This is a genomic window from Vibrio harveyi NBRC 15634 = ATCC 14126 = KCTC 12724, assembly GCF_001591145.1.
GTDB classification, from domain to species: domain Bacteria; phylum Pseudomonadota; class Gammaproteobacteria; order Enterobacterales; family Vibrionaceae; genus Vibrio; species Vibrio harveyi.
Map to the genome: position 1 here is coordinate 22,139 of NZ_BCUF01000046.1, position 19,682 is coordinate 41,820.

Below are 19,682 nucleotides of genomic sequence, written 5' to 3' on the forward strand. Positions count from 1 at the left end.
CAATAACAAACAAGCCTTTCACTCACATGAAAGGCTTGTTTTTATTCCGATATTATCGATTAGGGTGATTTAAGATATGGTCTTCCCAGTCCACCACGTCTATCTCGTACACCACTTTGTTTCTAACACTTTCGCCAGCAGCATGCATGGCTGACTTGGAACCCGTTATCAGTGGGTGCCATTCTGGTAGTGGTTGGTCCTCTGCGAGCAAACGGTAGGCACAAGTGTGCGGTAGCCAAGTAAAGTCATCAATATCTTCACGTGTTAGCTTGGTGCACTCTTCCCCTGAAGTGAAACGATTCGGGTAATCTTTGCACGAACACGTTTTGCTGTTCAGCCAACTGCAAGCAACATTGGTGTAATAAATTTCGTCCGTATCTTCATCCATTAGCTTGTGTAGACAGCACTTGCCACACCCATCACAGAGAGATTCCCATTCTTCTTCTGTCATGTTCTCTAACGATTTACTTTGCCAAAATGGAGTGCTCATACGCTTACTACTTATTACTGAGTGGGAATGAATTGGGTGCGTTTTATACCCCTCTGGGCATCAAAATTCAAGTTTTACGGTGTGAGTGAAGTGATAGGAATATTGAGTAAGATTTGTTCGCATTTAGCAATGCGATCATATTGCGATGAATTTACGCGCGCCTCTTCCAATCTGGCGAGAAATGTCCATAATGCCCCCTTCATTTTTACGAGGGCTTTAAGATGGATTGTCGATTAGGTTGTGGGGCATGCTGCATAGCACCGAGCATCTCTTCCCCGATTCCAGGCATGCCAAATGGCAAACCAGCAGGTGAACGTTGTATCCAATTAAATGACGATAATCTGTGTAAGCTGTTCGGAAAACCAGAACGCCCGAAAGTTTGCCACGACTTCAAACCATGTCCGGTTGTGTGTGGCAAAACAAATCAGGAAGCGTTAAACAACATTACAGAATTAGAGCAACTCACTTAATCGTTCCCCAGCTCTCTTAGGTACAGGTAGATCGTATCGCGTGAGATACCGAGATGATTTGCCACCATCAAAACCGCATCTTTGTATTTGAAAATACCCAGCCCTTGCAAACGGGTGACCAGTTCTCGGTTACGTTTGGATGGTGTGATCGCTTCATTCATCCACACTTCTGATTGAACAGTTTCAATCGTGCTAATGATGGTCTCATCAATATTACGCGCGAATGTCTCAGGTGAACGCGCTCCTGTACAACATTCGTTTTGCTGTTGCGGCATAATTGAACGCAAGAAATCTTGCATTGGTACGTCCATGTCCACGTTAATACACAGCAATCCGATCGGTTTATTTTTAGGGTTGCGAACTATCGTAGTAATGGAGTGCAAGGTCTTTCCACTCGCCGTTTTCGTTAAATACGAGTCTGAAACGTCATTGCCCTCTAACAGCTTCATTCTTGCTAAGTTGGTAATCGGTGCACCTTCACCACGTTCAGTAATGTGACCATTGGCAATTTTGATAATTTCCGGTGCTTCCGCATCAAGGCTGTGAAGAACGACTTCGGTGTGCTCACCATACATGCGTGCAATACCATCCACGACGTTCTTCATTGAATTCAAAATATCTAAATCACTTTTAGTGAGTTTCTTAAGCAGCAATGTTACTTCCCTTAGCAAAAACGTTGAGGCTAGGCTGACATAATATCGATAATAGATTTGTCAGTATACGGCATACCGAGTCTAACCATCGAGCCTACATTTCTAATCGTTTGTTCGACTTCGTTACCTACTATACCTTGATTCTTCACGCTGTGGTTACCCATAGCCATCAAATATGAGCGTACTGCGGTGGTTGAGGAAGTGCAGACTTTCATCGCGCAGGACGATTTCGCTCCATCACATACCATGCCCGAACTGTCGCTAATCACGTTCTGAATCGCATAACATGACTGTTCAAACGAACCTCCCGCCAAATATACTAGCGCCATAGAAGCTGCGGCACTGGTGACGGTATTACCACAAAACGCCGATAGCGGTGGGTAGTACGATTTAATGTAAATCGCACCTAAGTGACTCATGATTAACGCACGAGCTAATTGCTCTTCAGTACTTTGGAAAACCTCTGCTGCAATGACCACTGGCATAGTAGCCGCGATACCTTGGTTACCACTGCCAAAGTTACTCATGGCTGGTAGCGTAGCTCCCCCCATACGTGCATCCGAGGCGGCAGAGGTCATCATTTGGATACGGCTCATCAAATCATTACCAAGCAACCCTTGCTCGATATTACCTTTTAATGTACGACCGATCTCCAATCCATAACCATTATCGATACCCTCTTGCGCTAATGAGCTGTTGAGCACGGCCGCTTGTAGGATAAATTTGATCTCTTCAAAAGGCGCTTTAAGTGCAAAGTCGTAGATTTGTTTGATAGAGATGTCCACACCTTCACAAACAGACCCAGTTGCAACTCGTTGCTGTTGGGGCGCATCAAATGTCACTTTGCCATTGTGAGTGATCTGAATAATGTTGGTGTGTCCACCACTGATTGTCACTGATACCGTGTCTTCTCCAGCAGTCATGGTGACGCTGCAAAAGATGAATTCTTGAGTATCAATGCGCGCAACGCTAACGCGCTCTTCATCAATCAGTTGTTGAGCAGCAGTCACATTGTCTTGATTAATATGGGCAAGAACTTCCAATTCGGCATTAGGGTCGCCGGCCAACGCACCTACAGATGCGGCAATCTTTAGACCAATCTTTCCGGTTCCAGGGACATAAACTCCCATTGAGTTTTTAAATAGATTGTCAGAGACACGGACTTCTATCATCTCTGGGGTCTGGCATCCAAGCTCACGTTTTGCAACTGCTGCCGCGTATGCAGCAGCAATGGGTTCTGTACATCCGAGTGCAGGTTTTACAACTTGCTTAATGATTTGGATATATTGGTTCCATTGCTGATTCATGTTTTTTCTCCGTATTACTTTTTGCAAGCAATCGCTTCAACTTCAATCAATACGCCTAGCGGAAGATCTTTTACCGCAAAGCAGCTGCGCGCAGGACACTCTTTATTAAAGAACTCAGCATAGACTTTGTTAAACTCAGCAAAGTCACTGATGTTTGCCAAATAACAAGTTGTTTTCAAAACAGTGTCAATGCTACCACCGCCTGCTTCTAAGACGTGTTTTAGGTTCATCAAAGATTGATGACTCTGAGCAGTAATGCCCCCCTCAACTACTTTGCCTACTGCACTATCAACTGGCAGTTGACCAGACGTAAAAATCAAGTCTCCGTAAGCAGTGCCGTGCGAATAAGGGCCAATAGCAGCTGGAGCGTACTCTGAAGTAATCAATTCTTTCATTTTAATCCTCACATAATTTTTAGTTTTAATAAGAAAACTCTTAAGTAAGTTTTCATTTCAAAGCTATTCTTTCAACTATATGCGAATACAACAACTACTTCAGATCACATAAATCGATCTTTTTTCAGATTTTATTGAGTATTTTTGCCGAGATCTCAAATTTATCTGAATTTTCCACAAAAAAATTGTTGTTGTTCTTTTTCTCAAATAGATTTGAGAAAAATTCATACTAACAAAGAGACAACGACAATGAGCGTTACTGTACCTACACAAACTCTTCCAATAACCAAAGAGCCGCCTCACGTTAAGGCGGGAATGACCGTAGAAGAATGGAAAGCCGCAACCAAGTTTGACAGCACAGACTGGGGTTGGGTGATCATGAGTATCGGCATGGCAATCGGTGCTGGTATTGTTTTTCTTCCTGTAAAAGTTGGTGTACTGGGCATTTGGGTATTCCTTGCTTCGGCAGTTATTGGTTACCCTGCCATGTACTTATTCCAACGATTATTCATTAACACCTTATCGACGTCACCAAAATGCCAAGACTACGCTGGTGTCATTTCAGGGTACCTAGGAAATAAATGGGGGGCTCTGTTGGGGATACTCTACTTCATCATGCTGGTGATTTGGGTGTTCGTTTACTCCACAGCAATCAACAATGACTCAGCCTCTTTCCTACATAGCTTTGGCATCACTAAGGGGCTATTGTCGGAAAACCCGCTGTATGGTCTTGCTTTAGTTTGTGCTTTAGTGGCCATCGCGTCACGTGGTGAAAAGATCTTATTTAAAGTGAGCACTGGTCTGGTTTTGATCAAGTTATGTACCGTTGCCTTACTTGGCGTGATGATGATTGAAAAGTGGGACTTTGCTAACGTCGGCTCTGTACCTGCGGCAGGTGCAGGTTTGAAAGACGCCATTGAACTATTGCCCTTCACTCTTACTTCAATCTTGTTTATTCAAAGCTTGAGCCCAATGGTTATCTCTTACCGCTCTAAAGAAACATCAATTGAGGTTGCGCGTTTTAAAGCGATGCGTGCGATGAAGATTGCTTTCGGTATTCTGTTTGTCACCGTGTTCTTCTATGCAATCTCGTTCACCCTTGCGATGTCTCACGATCAAGCAGTAAAAGCAGCTGAAGAGAACATCTCTGCATTAGCGATGGTCGCACAGGGTATGGACGGGACAACATTGAAATTGCTTAGCTTAATGTTGAACATTTTCTCTGTTATGACGGCGTTCTTTGGGGTGTACCTAGGGTTCCGCGATTCTTGCCAAGGTCTTGCAATGCTGGCTCTTAAGAAAGTCATGCCTGAAGAGCAGATTAACCGTAATTTGGTAACCAAAGGCATCATTCTATTTGCTATTTTGATGGCTTGGGGCGCTATCGTGTTGAACTTGCCAGTATTGAGTTTTACTTCAATATGTAGCCCGATCTTTGGTTTGATTGGTTGTTTGATCCCTGCGTACTTGGTGTATCAAGTTCCTTCACTGCATAAATACAAAGGTGCTTCACTCTACCTAATCATTGCGACAGGTATTCTACTGTGTATCTCACCTTTCATCGCATTTAGTTAACCCTTCCTCTCACCTCGGTTATTCGTCTTCATGATGATGACCGAGGTTCTCTACGTTTCCACTTCATAGAGTATTTCGTTTCATATCTGAGACAAAAACCCGCCGATCTGGTTATTCGCTTAATTTCCGTGCTTCGAATCACACTTTTCTGACAATTCTCTACTATGTTCAGCGGGTAATCTAAATCCGAAATAGGAAACAACATGAATAAATACATGGCAGAGGTTTTTGGTACTTTTTGGTTAGTGCTTGGTGGTTGCGGCAGTGCGGTATTAGCTGCGGGCTTTCCAGATATTGGCATCGGTCTACTAGGTGTTTCTCTTGCGTTCGGCTTAACCGTACTCACCATGGCATTTGCGATTGGTCATATCTCAGGTTGTCATTTAAACCCAGCTGTAACAGTCGGTTTATGGGCTGGCGGTCGTTTTGATACCAAAGACGTTATCCCTTATATCATCGCACAAGTGATTGGTGGCGTGATTGCAGGCGGTGTGCTCTACATTATTGCAACAGGTCAAGCTGGCTTTGATGTAGTTGGTTCTGGCTTCGCATCAAATGGCTACGGTGAACATTCTCCAGGTCAGTACTCAATGGTAGCAGCACTTGTAACAGAAGTTGTGATGACAATGATGTTCCTTATCGTGATCATGGGCGCGACCGACAAACGTGCTCCTCAGGGATTTGCACCTATCGCGATTGGTCTATGTTTAACCCTGATTCACTTGATCAGTATCCCTGTAACGAATACATCCGTTAACCCTGCGCGTAGTACTGGTGTTGCCGTATTTGTTGGCGATTGGGCAGTTTCTCAGCTTTGGCTATTCTGGGTAGCACCAATTGTTGGTGGTATCTTAGGTGCGCTTATCTATAAGAATCTTCTAGGTGTAGAATCAAACGACTAATTGATTATCAAACCGCAAGATCAAAAAAGCCGCTGAATTCAGCGGCTTTTTTATTAAATCTTGTGTCGACCTAAGAGTGAGTGTGACAAGGTTGTCCCATCTACGAGCTCAAGCTCCCCACCTACAGGTACACCATGTGCAATGCGGCTGGCGTCGACTTGGTGTTCTTTACATAATTCTGCAATGTAGTGTGCTGTTGCTTCCCCTTCTACCGTAGGGTTGGTAGCAAGGATCACTTCAGAAATATCACCTCGGCGCAGACGGTAGTCAAGAACATCAAGACCAATATCACTTGGACCAATTCCGTCCAGTGGTGATAAGTGCCCCATAAGTACAAAGTATCGACCTGAGTATTGACCGGTCGCTTCTACTGCAGCGATGTCTGCCGGGCTTTCTACTACACAAATTTGACCGTTTTCTTGGCGTTTTGGGTTAGTACAAATATGACAAATTTCTTCTTCAGTGAAGGTACGACACTCGGTGCAATGACCGATTTCTGTCATTGCTTGGCTCAGCGCGTCTGCTAGTTGCAGACCGCCTTTTCTATCACGCTGTAACAAATGAAAGGCCATACGTTGCGCCGACTTGGGACCTACCCCAGGTAGACAACGTAAGGCCTCCATCAATTGTTCCAGCATATGACTGGTACGCATTGAAAATCCGCTTAGTTAGAATTCAGCAGATTAGAATGGCATTTTCATACCTGGTGGTAGCTGCATACCGCCAGTTACAGAAGCCATTTTCTCTTTTTGAGTCTCTTCAACGCGACGTGCTGCATCGTTGAATGCTGCAGCGATTAGATCTTCTAGCATCTCTTTGTCGTCTTCCATCAGACTTTCATCGATTTCTACACGACGCACACTGTGACTGCCAGTGATTGTAACTTTAACTAGACCAGCACCAGACTCGCCAGTTACTTCCATATTCGCGATTTCTTCTTGAAGCTTTTGCATGCGATCTTGCATTTGCTGGGCTTGCTTCATTAGGTTGCCCATACCGCCTTTACCAAACATGTTTATCTCTCTGGTTTAATTAGGTGTTGCATCTGTTAATGGGGTTATCACTTTACGTTTTCAACCCCATTCCGTTCAATTTTTAGATAGGGCGTACACTATCTTTATCAAGCTCTGCTGTAAATCGACGTTCGATGAACTGTACGTGTGGATCGTTTTCTAAACTGATCAGAGCCTGTTGTAATTTCTCTTGGTAGAGCCTATCTCTTAACTCTAGCGGGGTTTCACCATTTTCACCGACATCAATGCTTAAATGGCACTCTTCCCCTAGCACTGTATTGAGAGCATTTAATAACTCGCTCTGCGCTCTATCGGTGTTGAGGTGAGCTTGATTGCCTCTTAATTGTAGTGAAACCGTTGAACCTTCTTTATCAAAGTGCGAGTTCAAAGCCAATTGTTCCACCAATTTAGGTGTGTCCATTTGGCTAATTAGATTCGCCCATTCACTTCTTTCTAGAGATTCATCCACCAGCTTTTGCGCCATTTCTGGCGTTTTTTCATGTTCTAACGCTTGTTTGAGCTGCGTCGGTGTCAGTTCCGTATTGGCTTTCTTTTCGACCGGTTTTGTTGGTCGCCAACGGTATGCCTCATCCTCCGGCTCTTGATTTTCAGCTTGAGGAGTAGATTTAGGCGACACCTGCGCAGAATTGCCATGCAATTGCGCTAAACGGTCAATAACCGATTCTTTTTGTGCAGGTGCCGCTTTAGGCTTTTTTGGACCACCAGTCGGAGTTGTTGCTTGTTGTTGTCCTTGACGCTGTGAGCGCAATTGATGGCGTAAACCACTCAAATTACCGCGAGAAGGCGCACTTTGTTGTGGCTGAGCCTGTTGAGGAGCGTGCTGCGTTGGCGCAGGATTCTCACTCATTGGTGGAGCCATGTCATATTGCGGTGGTGCCATATCGTATCCACCCTGATACTCAGGTTGATACTGTGGCGCTGATTGCGCTGGGCGGCTTTGCATCTGCTGCATTGGCGCTTGTGCTGCAGGTGTTTGTTGCTTCGATGGCTGCAGTTGAGGTGATTGCTGTTGTGGAGCAATTTGTGGTTGGCTCACTGTCGCAGTCGGCGCGACTTGAGGCTGCGATGAGGTAGAAATTACGTTTGCGTTGTTATTTGCTGACGGACGGAATGCCATCATACGCAATACAATCATTTCCATGCCGACGCGACCATTTGGTGACATCGTCAGGTCTTCACGACCTTTCAAGGCGATCTGGTAGTAAAGCTGAACATCTTGCGGTGTCAGAGCTTTACTTAATAATTCAATTTTTTCAGCATCAGGCTGCGATTGGTCCAAAGTCGAAGGCAGAGCTTGGTGCATCGCAACACGATGAAGCTGAGAAGCTAATTGCTGTAGTAACCCATCCCACTCTACACCATTTGATGCGAGTAGTTGGATTTTATCCATCGCTTGTTGAGGTTGCTTACTACTGATTGATTCCAGCAAATGGATAGCTTGGTCTGTATCAATCGTACCCAGCATATGGCTAACGATGTCAGTTTGAATCGTACCGTTACCAAGGGCGATAGCTTGGTCAGTTAAGCTCAGTGCATCGCGCATACTGCCATCTGCAGCGTGCGAGATCATGCCAAGTGCTCTTGCTTCTGCAGAGACTTGTTCTTTTTCCAGAATATGGTCAAGTTGCTGATGGATATCATCAACACTGATTGGCTTAAGATGGAACTGCAAACAACGTGACAAAATCGTCACTGGCAGTTTCTGTGGATCTGTCGTTGCCAACAAGAACTTCACATACTCTGGCGGCTCTTCCAATGTCTTTAACAGCGCGTTGAAAGAGTGACGCGAAAGCATGTGTACCTCATCGATGAGGTACACTTTAAAACGTCCGCGCGCGGGTTTGTATTGAACGTTGTCTAACAGTTCACGAGTATCTTCAACTTTAGTACGAGAAGCTGCGTCGATTTCAAGTAAATCTACAAAGCGACCCTCATCAATCTCACGACAAGTATCACATTTCCCACAAGGGTTAGCAGTGATCCCTGTTTCGCAGTTCAAGCCCTTAGCAAACAGGCGGCCAATTGACGTTTTACCAACGCCTCGCGTGCCACTGAATAGGTACGCATGGTGTAAGCGATTTTGCGCTAACGCGTTTTCCAGAGCAGTTAAGACATGACTTTGTCCAACCACTTGATCAAACTTGTTAGGACGCCATTTTCGCGCTAAAGCTAAATAACTCATTGAATGTATTAGTGTCCTTCAAACTCGCAAATGCTGTATACGTTAAGACCTAGACCTTCTAGGCGCTTATCACCACCAATTTCTGGTAGGTTAATAACGAACGCAGCGTGCTCTAATTCACCGCCAAGCTGACGGATCAGTTTTGTTGTTGCTTCGATTGTACCGCCAGTCGCTAGCAGATCGTCAACAACCAATACTTTATCGCCTTCTACGATTGCATCAGTATGAATCTCTAGCGTATCCACACCGTACTCAAGCTCATAAGATTGAGCCACAGTAGGACGAGGTAGTTTGCCTGGCTTACGCACAGGGACAAAACCCACACCCAGTTCAAGTGCTAGAGGCGCACCAAATAGGAAACCACGAGCTTCTGTGCCGACCACTTTCGTGAAGCCCATGTCTTTGTAACGTTCAACTAATAGGTTAATCGTTGCTTGGTAAGCTTTTGCGTCTTCCAGTAGGCTAGTTACGTCGCGGAAAAGAATGCCTGGTTTTGGGTAATCTTGGATGCTTTTGATGCTAGATTTGATCAGCGAAATTGTTTCTGTAGTCATAATACCGATTTACTTAGATTGGCTCATCACCCTCTGTTCTTATCGCAGTATATATGAGGGCAATAAACAATAGGTTTTCAGCGCGACGTACTCATTATTTTAAAAGTTACAAGCGCTGAAAATACAAACGCCCACTCGAAGAGCGGGCACACTATTCTCTACAATCTTAGTGATTTTCTTCTCGGTCAGCAACCAGCTCAGTCACAGGTAGACGCATAAACCAGCTCAGTAAAACGATTAGCATCACTAAAAGCGCAATTTTTACCCAGACAATGGGAGCAACCAGAATAGATACGGTAAAACTGAGCACGATAAATACAGCACCACGCTGCTTCACTTTTCGTGTAACCGCTCGGTGTTTGTGCCAGTTTTCTAGAATAGGTCCGAACGTTTTATGCTCATGCAGCCAACGATGAAAAGCAGGACTACCACGCATAAAACAGGCGCTGGCTAATAGAATAAAAGGTGTGGTTGGAAGTAATGGAAGGACGATACCAGCAATGCCAAGTATCATGCAGAGTCCACCAGCAATATTGAAAAAGTAACGCTTAATACGAATGGTGGACTCCAAAAAACAATCGTTTAATTAAAAACCTGCGTAACCGTTCAGTACGCGAATCCAGGTTAGCGTTGCAGGTAAAGTTGGGATCAAAAGAACTGCAATGAAACCTAAAAAGTAAAAAATATTATAAGGCTCTTTAAAATCTTTGTCTGCCATGATGCTTCTTCTCACTTGTTGACTTAGCTTTCTCCCAATTACATATCGTTAAATTATCGTTACGTAAATGGGTCATTATTGTTTTAAGCGCTGACTATACCTTAAACAGCAAACGCTAAACACCAACAAAAAGTAAGGCTATTGTGAGAATGATTATTAATAAGATATAGGATTTTAAACAATAAAAAAAGCAGCACATGAGTGCTGCTCGTGAATTTCTAAATTCATTACATTAAACGATTCAATCGTACAATGTTTAGGCTAAAGCTTGAGGTCCCTAAGCAGCCAATTGAAAGCTGTCCACCTGTGGTAATTGGAAGTTCGCGGGTAATAAAATTCTTCATACTACCATCACCAAGACGATTGCCGGCCGCGATGTGTTGATTAACATGTCCATCAGACCACTGGCTGTCCAGACCTGCCGGCAATATAGAGACTGACGATGATGCTAAATCAGCCACGCCGAACACTGCATTTACTGCACCTGCACACTCTGAACATTGTATGCCCTTTTCAATGATCTCAACCATGTCTTTAAGATCGGCACTAAAGCTTTTTAAGTTGCGTAGATAATCATCAAACAGAGCTCTCACCAGTAATGTGGTTGCTACGCCGTCTTGCTGCAGTGAAGCCGAATCCACAAGGTAGAAAGCAAATTGCCCGTTCATTAACCATCGGTAGTCAAACACCAAGGGCATCACGTCTGTCGATTGCAGTAATCGGTACGAGCACTTCCAATCTCCCTGAGAGGTGTCTTTCTCAGGCAATAGAGCGTGCAACAAATCACGCGCTGCATTCGGGTTTTGCTGTAGATACTCAAGATGCCAATGAAGCTCTTGGTCATCTGGCATCTCTCCACCATCATCAACTCGGAACCACTGGCTCGAAAAATCTCGTTGTTCAGCAAAGTGGCAGTCCGAATCTTCCAGCGTATTGTCAATCGCTTGAGAGAGATGGTGATAATTTCCAATAGGTTTTGGTAGGAAGTCTTTGATACCAAATCGAAGCGCTTTTGCCACGTCAGACATTTCGTCTGTACCTGACACCACGATCAATGGCATCGATGGATATTCTAGGCTTACTTCCTCCACAAACTCGATTCCGTCTAAAACGGGCATGGATAAGTCGCATAAGACAAGGTCAGGCTCGCACTCACGCAATTGCTGCAGTGCTTCTAAACCGTTTTCAGCTTCTACTACCTTGTAACCCTGACTTTCTAAATAGGCACTAGTTACTCTACGAAATATGGGGTCATCGTCCACCAACATGATGAGCTTGTGATTGACCACTTCCTGCGCCGAGACCATTGCCGTTTGACCGTGAGTCTTAAACATACCTTTGCACCTCACAAAGCTCAGTCAAAAAACAAATTTATACGTTATTATTTTTGTTGTATTCACATCTTACAAAACGTTGTGCAGCAAGACGTCAGGCCCTTTCACCTTGTTATAAACCGTAGCCTTAAATTGACGTTTATACAAATATTCCATGGTTTATCAGTATTTACTAAGAGCGTCCTGCTGTGTTCAAATGGTGCAACATGTTGACTTAAAGCAAACTTTGATCACAAAGTTAATTATAAATTAGCCATAAACGGTAATTTAATGTGTCTGGAAATATGAAATTAGATGATCTAAACCTGTTTCGATTGGTTGTCGAAAATGGGAGCTATACCGCAACTTCGCGAAAAACCATGATTCCGGTGGCAACCATCACCCGACGCATTCAAGCGCTAGAAGACTCTGTCAATCTTCGATTGCTGAACCGTCATGCGCGTAAGCTTTCTCTCACTGAAGCTGGAGAACGCTTTTACCATGAATGCTCACCTCTGCTGCAACGCCTAACCTCGACAGCTGAGGAAATTACGGATGACTGCCGCGGTGCATCGGGCAAAATCAAAATTTCTGCGCCGTACAATCTGACGAAGCGCATGATGATGCCAATGTTCAATTCGTTCATGAAGCAGTACCCAGATATCAACATTGAGTTGACGACGGAAAGCAATGCGGATCAACTTGATCCGACCGAATGGGACGTGATCTTCCGTGTTGGTCCGCAACGTGATTCAAGTCTGATTGCACGCAAAATTGGTGAAGTAAAAGATATTTTGGTTGCAAGCCCTGACTACTTAACGGCGAACCCAGCTCCAAATCACGCTGAGGAGCTTTCTAACCACTCTTTGCTAAAAGGCTCACCGCTTATCAAGTGGACACTGATTAACAGCAAAGGAGAGTCTGTGGTGAACGTAGAGCGCGGTCGTTTTCAAGCAAACGCACTTAACGTGGTTCGTAGCTCTTGTTCAGAAGGTTTAGGTATTACTTTGATGCCTGACGTGATGATCAAAGAGTACATCGAAAGCGGCGATCTTGTGCGCGTACTACCAGATTGGAGCGCAAACCCGCGTGACATCTACATGCTCTACAACCACAAAGACCACTTACCTGAAAAGGTACGCTTATTCATCGACTTCGTGATTGCTTACAACATTCACTAAGCTAAAAACAGAAGCCGATAGAAAACAAAAACCAGAGCCGAAGCTCTGGTTTTTTTATCTCTTGAGAAGTGCGATTTAAGCGCCTTCGTTGTGCAACTCTAAGTTTGCTAGGTCTTGCTGGATTTCGCGCTGTGTTTTCGCATCATCGTTGCGCAGACCATCAAGGAAATCCAGATATTGCTGGTCAATATCACCCGTCACGTACTCACCGTTAAATACGGATGTATCAAACGTAGTGATGTCTTGGTTACCAAGACCAACTGCCTCGACTAAATCATCGAGACGTTGATAAATCAGAGCATCCGCACCGATTTGCTTGCAGATGGTCTCGTTATCGCGTCCATGAGCAATCAGTTCTGTTGCGCTTGGCATGTCGATACCGTAAACATTCGGGAAACGAACTTCTGGCGCGGCAGAAACCATAAACACTTTGTTCGCACCGGAATCACGAGCCATCTCAATGATCTGCTCTGAAGTCGTACCACGTACGATAGAGTCATCGACTAGCAGGACATTTTTGCCCTTGAACTCAGAGCGGATCGCATTGAGCTTGCGACGTACCGACTTCTTACGTTGCTGTTGTCCCGGCATGATAAAGGTACGACCTACGTAACGGTTTTTCACAAAACCTTGGCGGTATGGCTTATCAATCGCTTGAGCAATTTGCAGTGCGATATCGCAAGATGTTTCTGGAATAGGAATAACCACGTCGATGTCTAAATCTGCGTAGTCTTCGCTGATACGCTCACCGAGCTTCTTACCCATTTCAACACGAGCACTGTACACTGAAATCTTATCGATGAATGAATCTGGACGAGCAAAGTAAACGAACTCAAAAATACATGGGTTCAGCTTAGGGTTGTCAGCACACTGCTTAGTGTATAGCTCACCGTCAAATGTCGCGTAAATTGCCTCACCAGGCGCCACGTCGCGAACAAAATCGAAGCCAACAGCATCCAATGCGACAGATTCTGACGCCACCATATACTCTGTTCTGCCGTTTACTTCTCGCTTGCCAAGACAAAGAGGACGAATGCCGTGAGGGTCACGAAATGCAATCATACCGTGACCAATGATCATCGCTGTTACTGCGTATGCACCACGAATAGTGCGATGCACATTAGTCACCGCGCGGAACACGTCTTCAGAAGTCACGTTACCTTTAACGGTGTCGATTTCATGAGCCAGTACATTAAGTAACACTTCTGAGTCTGAAGTGGTGTTGATATGGCGGCGGTCTTTTTCAAACAGTTTCTGACGAACTTCATGAGCGTTTGTCAGGTTACCGTTGTGGGCAAGTGTAATACCGAAAGGAGAGTTTACGTAGAAAGGTTGAGCTTCTGAGGCGCTTGAGCTACCTGCAGTAGGGTAACGAACATGGCCAATACCCACCTCACCTTGCAAGCGTTGCATGTGTCTTGCTTCGAACACATCCTTCACTAAACCGTTCGCCTTGCGCAGACGAAAACGATTGCTTTCTATGGTACAAATACCTGCGGCATCTTGGCCACGATGCTGTAACACCGTTAACGCGTCATAAATAGACTGGTTTACAGGCGTTGCGCCCACGATTCCAACAATACCACACATGTCCTAATCCTCGATTTGCGACAGTAGCTGGCACTACTAGATAGTGCCAGACAGAAAACTTGATGTTGCTTTTAAATGCTCGAAGAATGGGGCGATGATACGGCTGAACTCAGGGACCAACTGTGACTCTTTCCACCAATCCGAGCTTGGGAATGCAGTAAACGCATCCATAAAAAACAGCACCGCAGAAACAATCAGTACTCCGCGTAAACCACCAAACACCACACCGAGAATTCGATCGGTTCCTGATAGCCCTGTTTTTTGTACCAGTTGACCAATGACGTAATTCACCACTGCACCAACCACTAGGGTTGCGACGAATAACGCCGCAATTGCGGCTCCGTTTCGAAACATTTCATCTTCGATGTTGGTGAAGTACACCGCCAATTTGGCGTAGTAGTTACTGGAGATAAAAAATGCTCCGAACCAAATCACCAAAGACAAAGCTTCTTTAGCAAAACCGCGAACTAAACTGATCAGAGCTGAAAATCCGATCACACCTAAAATGACAAAATCTAACCAATTCATGTTTTCTTCATCTTAAGTTGGCGCGCATTTTAACAGAAAAAATGCTGACGCAAACGTTTTCTTATGGATTTAATGGCTTAAATTTAAGCAATTGACCTTTTGAGCCTGTAATTTTTTGTAATTCCTTGACCTGTCGTTCAAGTTTACTTTTTGATACATCAGGACCAACAATTACTCGAGTAAAGGTATTCTCTTTTTTTACATGAGCTTGATACCCGCGCTTCTGTAAATCCTCTACCAATGCAACTGCATTCTCATGATTTTTCAGTGCCATCAATTGAATGATCCAAGCCGAATCCTCATATTGATTTTTTTCTTCAACCGAACGAACAGCGACCTCTACCTTTTCAGGCTGCTTGTTCGCATGTTCAGGTTGAGTAGCAGGCTCTGTTTTTGGTACAGAAACGTCAACTGGAGACACTTCAGATTCATCCACCGTCGCAGTTACCGGAGATTCTGGTAACGAAACGTTGTCTTCTTCAGGTTCCAAGATTTCAAAGTTTTCCACATCGCTATCAAGTTCTGGTTTGATAGGAATGCTGGCAAACTCTTCTTTGTAGTGCAGTTTCTTACCATCTAGGACGTCAGGGAGCACAATGACCCCCACCGCTACTAGAATGATGGTGCCGACTAAACGACTTTGGAATTTACTTGCCATCAAATTACCTTTGATTACTCATTATTTGATTGCCAATGCTCCAACACCTCGCCCACAGTATGGAAGGAACCAACCACCAAAATGACATCGTCGTGAGCTGCGTGAGTCTTCGCGCTCTCAAACGCCTCTACTGGAGCTTGGAACTCAACTTGACCTTGAGGTAAGTATTGGCACAGTTCATCTGCTGTCGCTGCTCGTGGACCTGTCAGCGATGCTGGATACCATTGCGTTGCAATTGGAGTTAATGCTTCGATTGTTGCTTTGATGTCTTTATCGTGCAGCATAGCAACCACAACGTGGATGTTCTTATCCGCGTATTGACGTTTCACCTTCTCAACCAAGTATTCAGCTGAATGAGGGTTGTGTGCAACATCAAGGACGATTTCCGGACCTGTTTGCAAAACCTGCATTCGGCCAGCCAAGCGAGCATTATTCAAGCCATTAACGATATTAATGTCAGTGATTTGCAATTCTGACGCGCCGAGAGCCATTAACGCTGTTGCTGCATTCGGTAACGGTAGAGATGGCAATGGCAGATCTTCTAAATCAAATGCGCCACTGCTCCACTTCCAACCTTTCTCAGTTATCTGGTAATCAAATTGAATACCGACTTGGAAAAACTCAGCTTGAATATCATCAGCATGGGCAGCAACCGTCGCCGGCGGTGTTGGCTGACCACAAATTGCAGGTTTGCCCGCACGGTAAATACCGGCTTTCTCGAAGCCAATCACATTGATGTCATCGCCCAGCCAATCAACATGGTCGATAGCCAAGCTAGTGATAACAGACACGTCATGGTCAACCACATTAGTCGCGTCTAAGCGTCCACCTAGACCAACTTCTAACAGGACCACATCCACTTTCTCAACTTGGAAAATACGAAGTGCCGCTAACGTACCAAATTCAAACAAACTTAGGCTTATCTCGCCGCGCTGTTTTTCGATGTAATCGAACGCCTCACAGTGTTTGCTATCTTCTGCATCGACGCCATTGATACGTACTCGCTCATTGTAGCGAATCAGGTGTGGTGAACTGTAAACACCGACAGAGTAACCGGCATCTAATAGAATGGCTTCCATCAACGCACATGTTGAGCCCTTGCCATTGGTGCCGGCAACAGTAATCACAGTAGGAGCTGGTTTAGTAAGGTTAGCCTTTTGCGCTACCGCTTGAACGCGGTCTAAGCCAAGGTCAATCGCTGAAGAGTGGAGATTTGTTAAATAATCAAGCCACATCGTTAGAGGAGATGTGGCTTGAGGAATAGAGTTTTGGGTCATCTAACTTTAACCATTAATTTCTTTGGTTTTTATGTTAGTTGATACTTTACCCTTTTTCGTCCGCTTCTGGTACAGAATATGGCTCTTCATTTGGAGATTCGTTAACCGAAACCACCATAGGAGACTTGTGGTTAGTTAGCTTAGCTACTAGACCACCCACACGCTGACGCATTTCACGACGGTCAACGATCATATCGATCGCACCGTGCTCAAGAAGGAACTCGCTACGTTGGAAGCCTTCAGGAAGATCTTCACGTACTGTCTGTTCAATTACACGGCGACCAGCAAAGCCGATAAGCGCTTTAGGTTCACCAATGTTGATGTCACCTAGCATTGCCAAACTTGCTGATACACCGCCCATTGTTGGGTCAGTCAGTACAGAGATGAATGGCAAGCCTTTCTCAGAAAGACGCTCAAGTGCCGCACTGGTTTTCGCCATTTGCATTAGAGACATCAACGCCTCCTGCATACGCGCACCACCACTTGCTGAGAAACAAACAAGTGCACAGTTGTTTTCAATTGCTGCTTCTACTGCTTTTACAAAGCGCGCACCAACAACAGAACCCATTGAACCGCCCATGAAAGAGAACTCAAAAGCACACGCCACTAGTGGCATGCCCAACAATTCACCTTGCATTACGATCAGTGCATCTTTCTCACCACTGCTCTTTTGTGCAGCAGAGATACGCTCTTTGTAGCGTTTAGAATCTTTAAACTTCAGTTTATCTTGCGGCTCAAGCTCAGTACCAAGTTCCACACGGTTACCTTCATCTAGGAATGTTTCTAGACGACGGCGCGCTTTCATACGCATGTGATGGTTACACTTAGGACAAACTTCTAGGTTACGCTCAAGCTCAGCGTGGTATAAAACCTGCTCACAAGAAGTACATTTGGTCCACACGCCTTCAGGAATAGAAGCTTTACGTGAACTTACTAGGTTGCTTTTCTCTAAAATCTTTTCAAGCCAACTCATGGAAGACCTTTTCTCTCAACTCTTCCGCTTCATTGCGAAAGATATAAATTCGGGAATATTGCGGATGGATTAAAACATATCTTGCCGCGACTGTAGATAAAAAACTGGTTGTACCTATTTTTGATATCATTAATAACGCACAGTTTCAGCACGTATCCAGCCTAAAGTACCGATATTTTGAAACAAAATCGCAAATTTAGTTCAAATTATCTGGCAAAAACAACGGACCGATCGGCACTCGTGGCAATCCAAACTCTTCTGGGTAGTCCACATCCACCAAATATAAGCCTTCAGCTTTGGCGGTCGCGCCTGCTAATTTGCGGTCTTTCGCTTCTAGTAGCCATTTTATCCATTCTGGTTTTTCTTCACCACGACCCACTTTGATCAAGCTACCGGTGATGTTGCGCACCATATGATGAACAAATGCATTGGCTTTGATATCAATCACGATGTAGTCACCATGACGAGTTACGTTAAGGTGCATCAAGTTACGGAATGGGCTCAATGATTGGCAATGCGCAGCACGGAATGAGCTAAAGTCGTTCTCACCCAATAGATACTGCCCTGCTTCATGCATTTTCTTCTCGTCGAGTTCACCATGGTAGTGGCTCACCCCAGAATTCAAAATACCTGGACGCAGTGCATGATTGAAGATGATGTAGCGATAACGACGCGCAGTTGCAGAGAATCGAGCATGAAAGTCATCGTTCACTTCCACTGCCCAGCGGACAGCGATATCACTTGGCATGTTTGCATTTGCACCCATAGTCCAAGCCACCATTTTACGACTCACGTTGGTGTCAAAGTGAACAACCTGACCAGTGCCATGCACACCAGCGTCTGTACGACCTGCACACTGAACTTCAACAGGGTGATTCGCTACCACAGACAATGCTTTTTCTAGCTCTTCTTGGACGCTTTTCACTTCTCTTTGACGTTGCCAGCCAAAGTAGTTTGTACCGTTGTATTCGATACCTAATGCGATTCTCATTTTAACCTTCGAACTCTAAAATGGGGCGGGAAGTATATACGTAAGTCCTTCCAGATACAAAAAGGGCAGCATTTGCTGCCCTTTTAGTTACCTACCGTTAATCGTATCGATGAGGTTTTTAGCCTCTCGGCGAATATCATCTTCTCCGTAGACAATCGCTTCTTCTAGCAACTTAATCGCGCCTTGAGGATCGTTCATCTCAAGGTAGATTTTTGCGAGATCCAGCTTACCTGCAGCTTCTGCATTGGTATCTACATCGACATCACCAATATCACCAATCACGTCAGGAAATTCGTTCAGACCCACATCGAGTTTGAGATCTTGCTCTTCAAACTCGCCACCGTCTTTATCCACTTGGGCCATCAACTCATCAATCGTCATGAATTGATTCTTCTTAGGATCAAAGTCCGTTAAGTCTTCTTGCTCACCCCAGTTTTCTTGCGCGATTTCTGGCTGTGCTAACGCGTCAGACGAACTCCATACTTCACGCTGATCTTCTGGTACCTCTGCTGCTGATGAAGTGCTTTCTGGCGACAGTTTAAAGCCGTCCCAGTCATCACCAACATCCAGCATAGTCTCGAAGTCCATACCAGCGCTTGCAATCGTGTCACTATCTAGCTTGCCATCAAAGACCTCAGATTCAGCATTTTCCGATAACAGGTTCGCCATCGCTGATTCTTCGAAGTCATTTAACTCTGACTCAAAGGCATTTTTCGCTTCTGGCTCCACATCGGCACTGAAAGCTTCTGGTTGCGCAAAGACTTCGAACAAAGCATCGTGGTCATTATCAGCTTGCAACACTGGCTGAGGCGTTTCTAAGCACTCATTCGATGCTTCTGGACTAATAGTGTCAGATTCAGCAGTTGATGGTTCTTCTGCCATTGATGCTAA

Annotated in this window: 22 protein-coding genes; 4 read left to right on the top strand and 18 right to left on the bottom strand. The window is 44.8% G+C overall.

Annotation, left to right across the window (positions count from 1 at the left end; genetic code table 11):
* Positions 1–52: 52 nt before the first annotated feature.
* Positions 53–490 (bottom strand): YcgN family cysteine cluster protein, encoded by a 438-nt coding sequence (locus VHA02S_RS19960; protein WP_005452070.1) that lies wholly within the window; start codon positions 488–490, stop codon positions 53–55.
* A 221-nt stretch (positions 491–711) separates the two neighbouring features.
* Between VHA02S_RS19960 and VHA02S_RS19965 the strand changes: the two genes are divergently transcribed.
* Positions 712–960 (top strand): YkgJ family cysteine cluster protein, encoded by a 249-nt coding sequence (locus tag VHA02S_RS19965; RefSeq protein ID WP_005452071.1) that lies wholly within the window; start codon positions 712–714, stop codon positions 958–960.
* On the opposite strand, the gene VHA02S_RS19970 is transcribed toward VHA02S_RS19965, so the two are convergent.
* From VHA02S_RS19970 to VHA02S_RS19980, 3 genes are read right to left on the bottom strand one after another with little or no spacing between them, the layout of a single operon-like run.
* Entirely contained in the window at positions 957–1,613 is a 657-nt protein-coding gene (locus VHA02S_RS19970) for a helix-turn-helix transcriptional regulator (protein WP_005452072.1), read from the bottom strand. The genes VHA02S_RS19965 and VHA02S_RS19970 overlap by 4 nt on opposite strands.
* Before the next feature lie 29 nt (positions 1,614–1,642).
* Positions 1,643–2,920: an L-cysteine desulfidase family protein gene (locus VHA02S_RS19975; protein WP_038899576.1), complete on the bottom strand. Its 1,278-nt coding sequence runs from the start codon at positions 2,918–2,920 to the stop codon at positions 1,643–1,645.
* A 14-nt stretch (positions 2,921–2,934) separates the two neighbouring features.
* Entirely contained in the window at positions 2,935–3,315 is a 381-nt protein-coding gene (locus VHA02S_RS19980) for a Rid family detoxifying hydrolase (protein ID WP_038899575.1), read from the bottom strand.
* Between the two features lie 315 nt (positions 3,316–3,630).
* On the opposite strand from VHA02S_RS19980, the gene VHA02S_RS19985 reads away from it, so the two are divergent.
* Both VHA02S_RS19985 and aqpZ read left to right on the top strand, forming a co-directional pair.
* On the top strand, positions 3,631–4,890 hold the full coding sequence (locus VHA02S_RS19985; RefSeq protein ID WP_038899587.1) for an amino acid permease: 1,260 nt from the start codon (positions 3,631–3,633) through the stop codon (positions 4,888–4,890).
* Between the two features lie 203 nt (positions 4,891–5,093).
* Positions 5,094–5,792: an aquaporin Z gene (gene aqpZ / locus VHA02S_RS19990; protein WP_038899574.1), complete on the top strand. Its 699-nt coding sequence runs from the start codon at positions 5,094–5,096 to the stop codon at positions 5,790–5,792.
* A gap of 53 nt (positions 5,793–5,845) precedes the next feature.
* On the opposite strand, the gene recR is transcribed toward aqpZ, so the two are convergent.
* From recR to VHA02S_RS20020, 7 genes are all read right to left on the bottom strand, one after another.
* On the bottom strand, positions 5,846–6,445 hold the full coding sequence (gene recR / locus VHA02S_RS19995) for a recombination mediator RecR (RefSeq protein WP_017817816.1): 600 nt from the start codon (positions 6,443–6,445) through the stop codon (positions 5,846–5,848).
* A 30-nt stretch (positions 6,446–6,475) separates the two neighbouring features.
* Positions 6,476–6,805: a YbaB/EbfC family nucleoid-associated protein gene (locus tag VHA02S_RS20000; RefSeq protein WP_005432961.1), complete on the bottom strand. Its 330-nt coding sequence runs from the start codon at positions 6,803–6,805 to the stop codon at positions 6,476–6,478.
* Positions 6,806–6,887: 82 nt separating this feature from the next.
* Entirely contained in the window at positions 6,888–9,008 is a 2,121-nt protein-coding gene (gene dnaX, locus VHA02S_RS20005) for a DNA polymerase III subunit gamma/tau (protein ID WP_038899573.1), read from the bottom strand.
* Between the two features lie 8 nt (positions 9,009–9,016).
* Complete coding sequence (gene apt, locus VHA02S_RS20010; protein ID WP_005452085.1) at positions 9,017–9,562, bottom strand: adenine phosphoribosyltransferase; 546 nt, start codon at positions 9,560–9,562, stop codon at positions 9,017–9,019.
* Between the two features lie 166 nt (positions 9,563–9,728).
* A complete protein-coding gene (locus tag VHA02S_RS20015) occupies positions 9,729–10,133 on the bottom strand; it encodes a YbaN family protein (protein ID WP_038899572.1) in 405 nt (134 codons plus the stop codon).
* A gap of 15 nt (positions 10,134–10,148) precedes the next feature.
* The gene (locus tag VHA02S_RS26385) at positions 10,149–10,280 is read right to left on the bottom strand and encodes a hypothetical protein (RefSeq protein WP_005452089.1); all 132 of its coding nucleotides are present in this window, start codon (positions 10,278–10,280) and stop codon (positions 10,149–10,151) included.
* Between the two features lie 227 nt (positions 10,281–10,507).
* The gene (locus VHA02S_RS20020; RefSeq protein WP_005452090.1) at positions 10,508–11,614 is read right to left on the bottom strand and encodes a response regulator; all 1,107 of its coding nucleotides are present in this window, start codon (positions 11,612–11,614) and stop codon (positions 10,508–10,510) included.
* A 284-nt stretch (positions 11,615–11,898) separates the two neighbouring features.
* On the opposite strand from VHA02S_RS20020, the gene VHA02S_RS20025 reads away from it, so the two are divergent.
* Complete coding sequence (locus tag VHA02S_RS20025) at positions 11,899–12,774, top strand: LysR family transcriptional regulator (RefSeq protein ID WP_005452091.1); 876 nt, start codon at positions 11,899–11,901, stop codon at positions 12,772–12,774.
* A gap of 75 nt (positions 12,775–12,849) precedes the next feature.
* Here VHA02S_RS20025 and purF read toward each other — a convergent pair whose 3' ends face one another.
* The 7 genes from purF to VHA02S_RS20060 all read right to left on the bottom strand — a co-directional run.
* Positions 12,850–14,364, bottom strand: coding sequence for an amidophosphoribosyltransferase (gene purF, locus VHA02S_RS20030; RefSeq protein ID WP_005452092.1), 1,515 nt, complete (start codon positions 14,362–14,364; stop codon positions 12,850–12,852).
* 36 nt (positions 14,365–14,400) lie between these two features.
* Positions 14,401–14,892 carry a CvpA family protein gene (locus tag VHA02S_RS20035; RefSeq protein ID WP_005432921.1) on the bottom strand — a complete coding sequence of 164 codons (492 nt, stop codon included), beginning with the start codon at positions 14,890–14,892 and terminating at the stop codon, positions 14,401–14,403.
* Positions 14,893–14,953: 61 nt separating this feature from the next.
* Positions 14,954–15,550 carry an SPOR domain-containing protein gene (locus tag VHA02S_RS20040; RefSeq protein ID WP_038899571.1) on the bottom strand — a complete coding sequence of 199 codons (597 nt, stop codon included), beginning with the start codon at positions 15,548–15,550 and terminating at the stop codon, positions 14,954–14,956.
* A 14-nt stretch (positions 15,551–15,564) separates the two neighbouring features.
* On the bottom strand, positions 15,565–16,827 hold the full coding sequence (gene folC / locus VHA02S_RS20045) for a bifunctional tetrahydrofolate synthase/dihydrofolate synthase (protein ID WP_038899569.1): 1,263 nt from the start codon (positions 16,825–16,827) through the stop codon (positions 15,565–15,567).
* Positions 16,828–16,873: 46 nt separating this feature from the next.
* On the bottom strand, positions 16,874–17,800 hold the full coding sequence (gene accD / locus VHA02S_RS20050) for an acetyl-CoA carboxylase, carboxyltransferase subunit beta (protein WP_005452095.1): 927 nt from the start codon (positions 17,798–17,800) through the stop codon (positions 16,874–16,876).
* 196 nt (positions 17,801–17,996) lie between these two features.
* Complete coding sequence (gene truA, locus VHA02S_RS20055) at positions 17,997–18,791, bottom strand: tRNA pseudouridine(38-40) synthase TruA (RefSeq protein WP_005452100.1); 795 nt, start codon at positions 18,789–18,791, stop codon at positions 17,997–17,999.
* Positions 18,792–18,878: 87 nt separating this feature from the next.
* A partial coding sequence (locus VHA02S_RS20060; protein WP_303621207.1) for a FimV C-terminal domain-containing protein occupies positions 18,879–19,682 on the bottom strand: 804 nt, incomplete at its 5' end.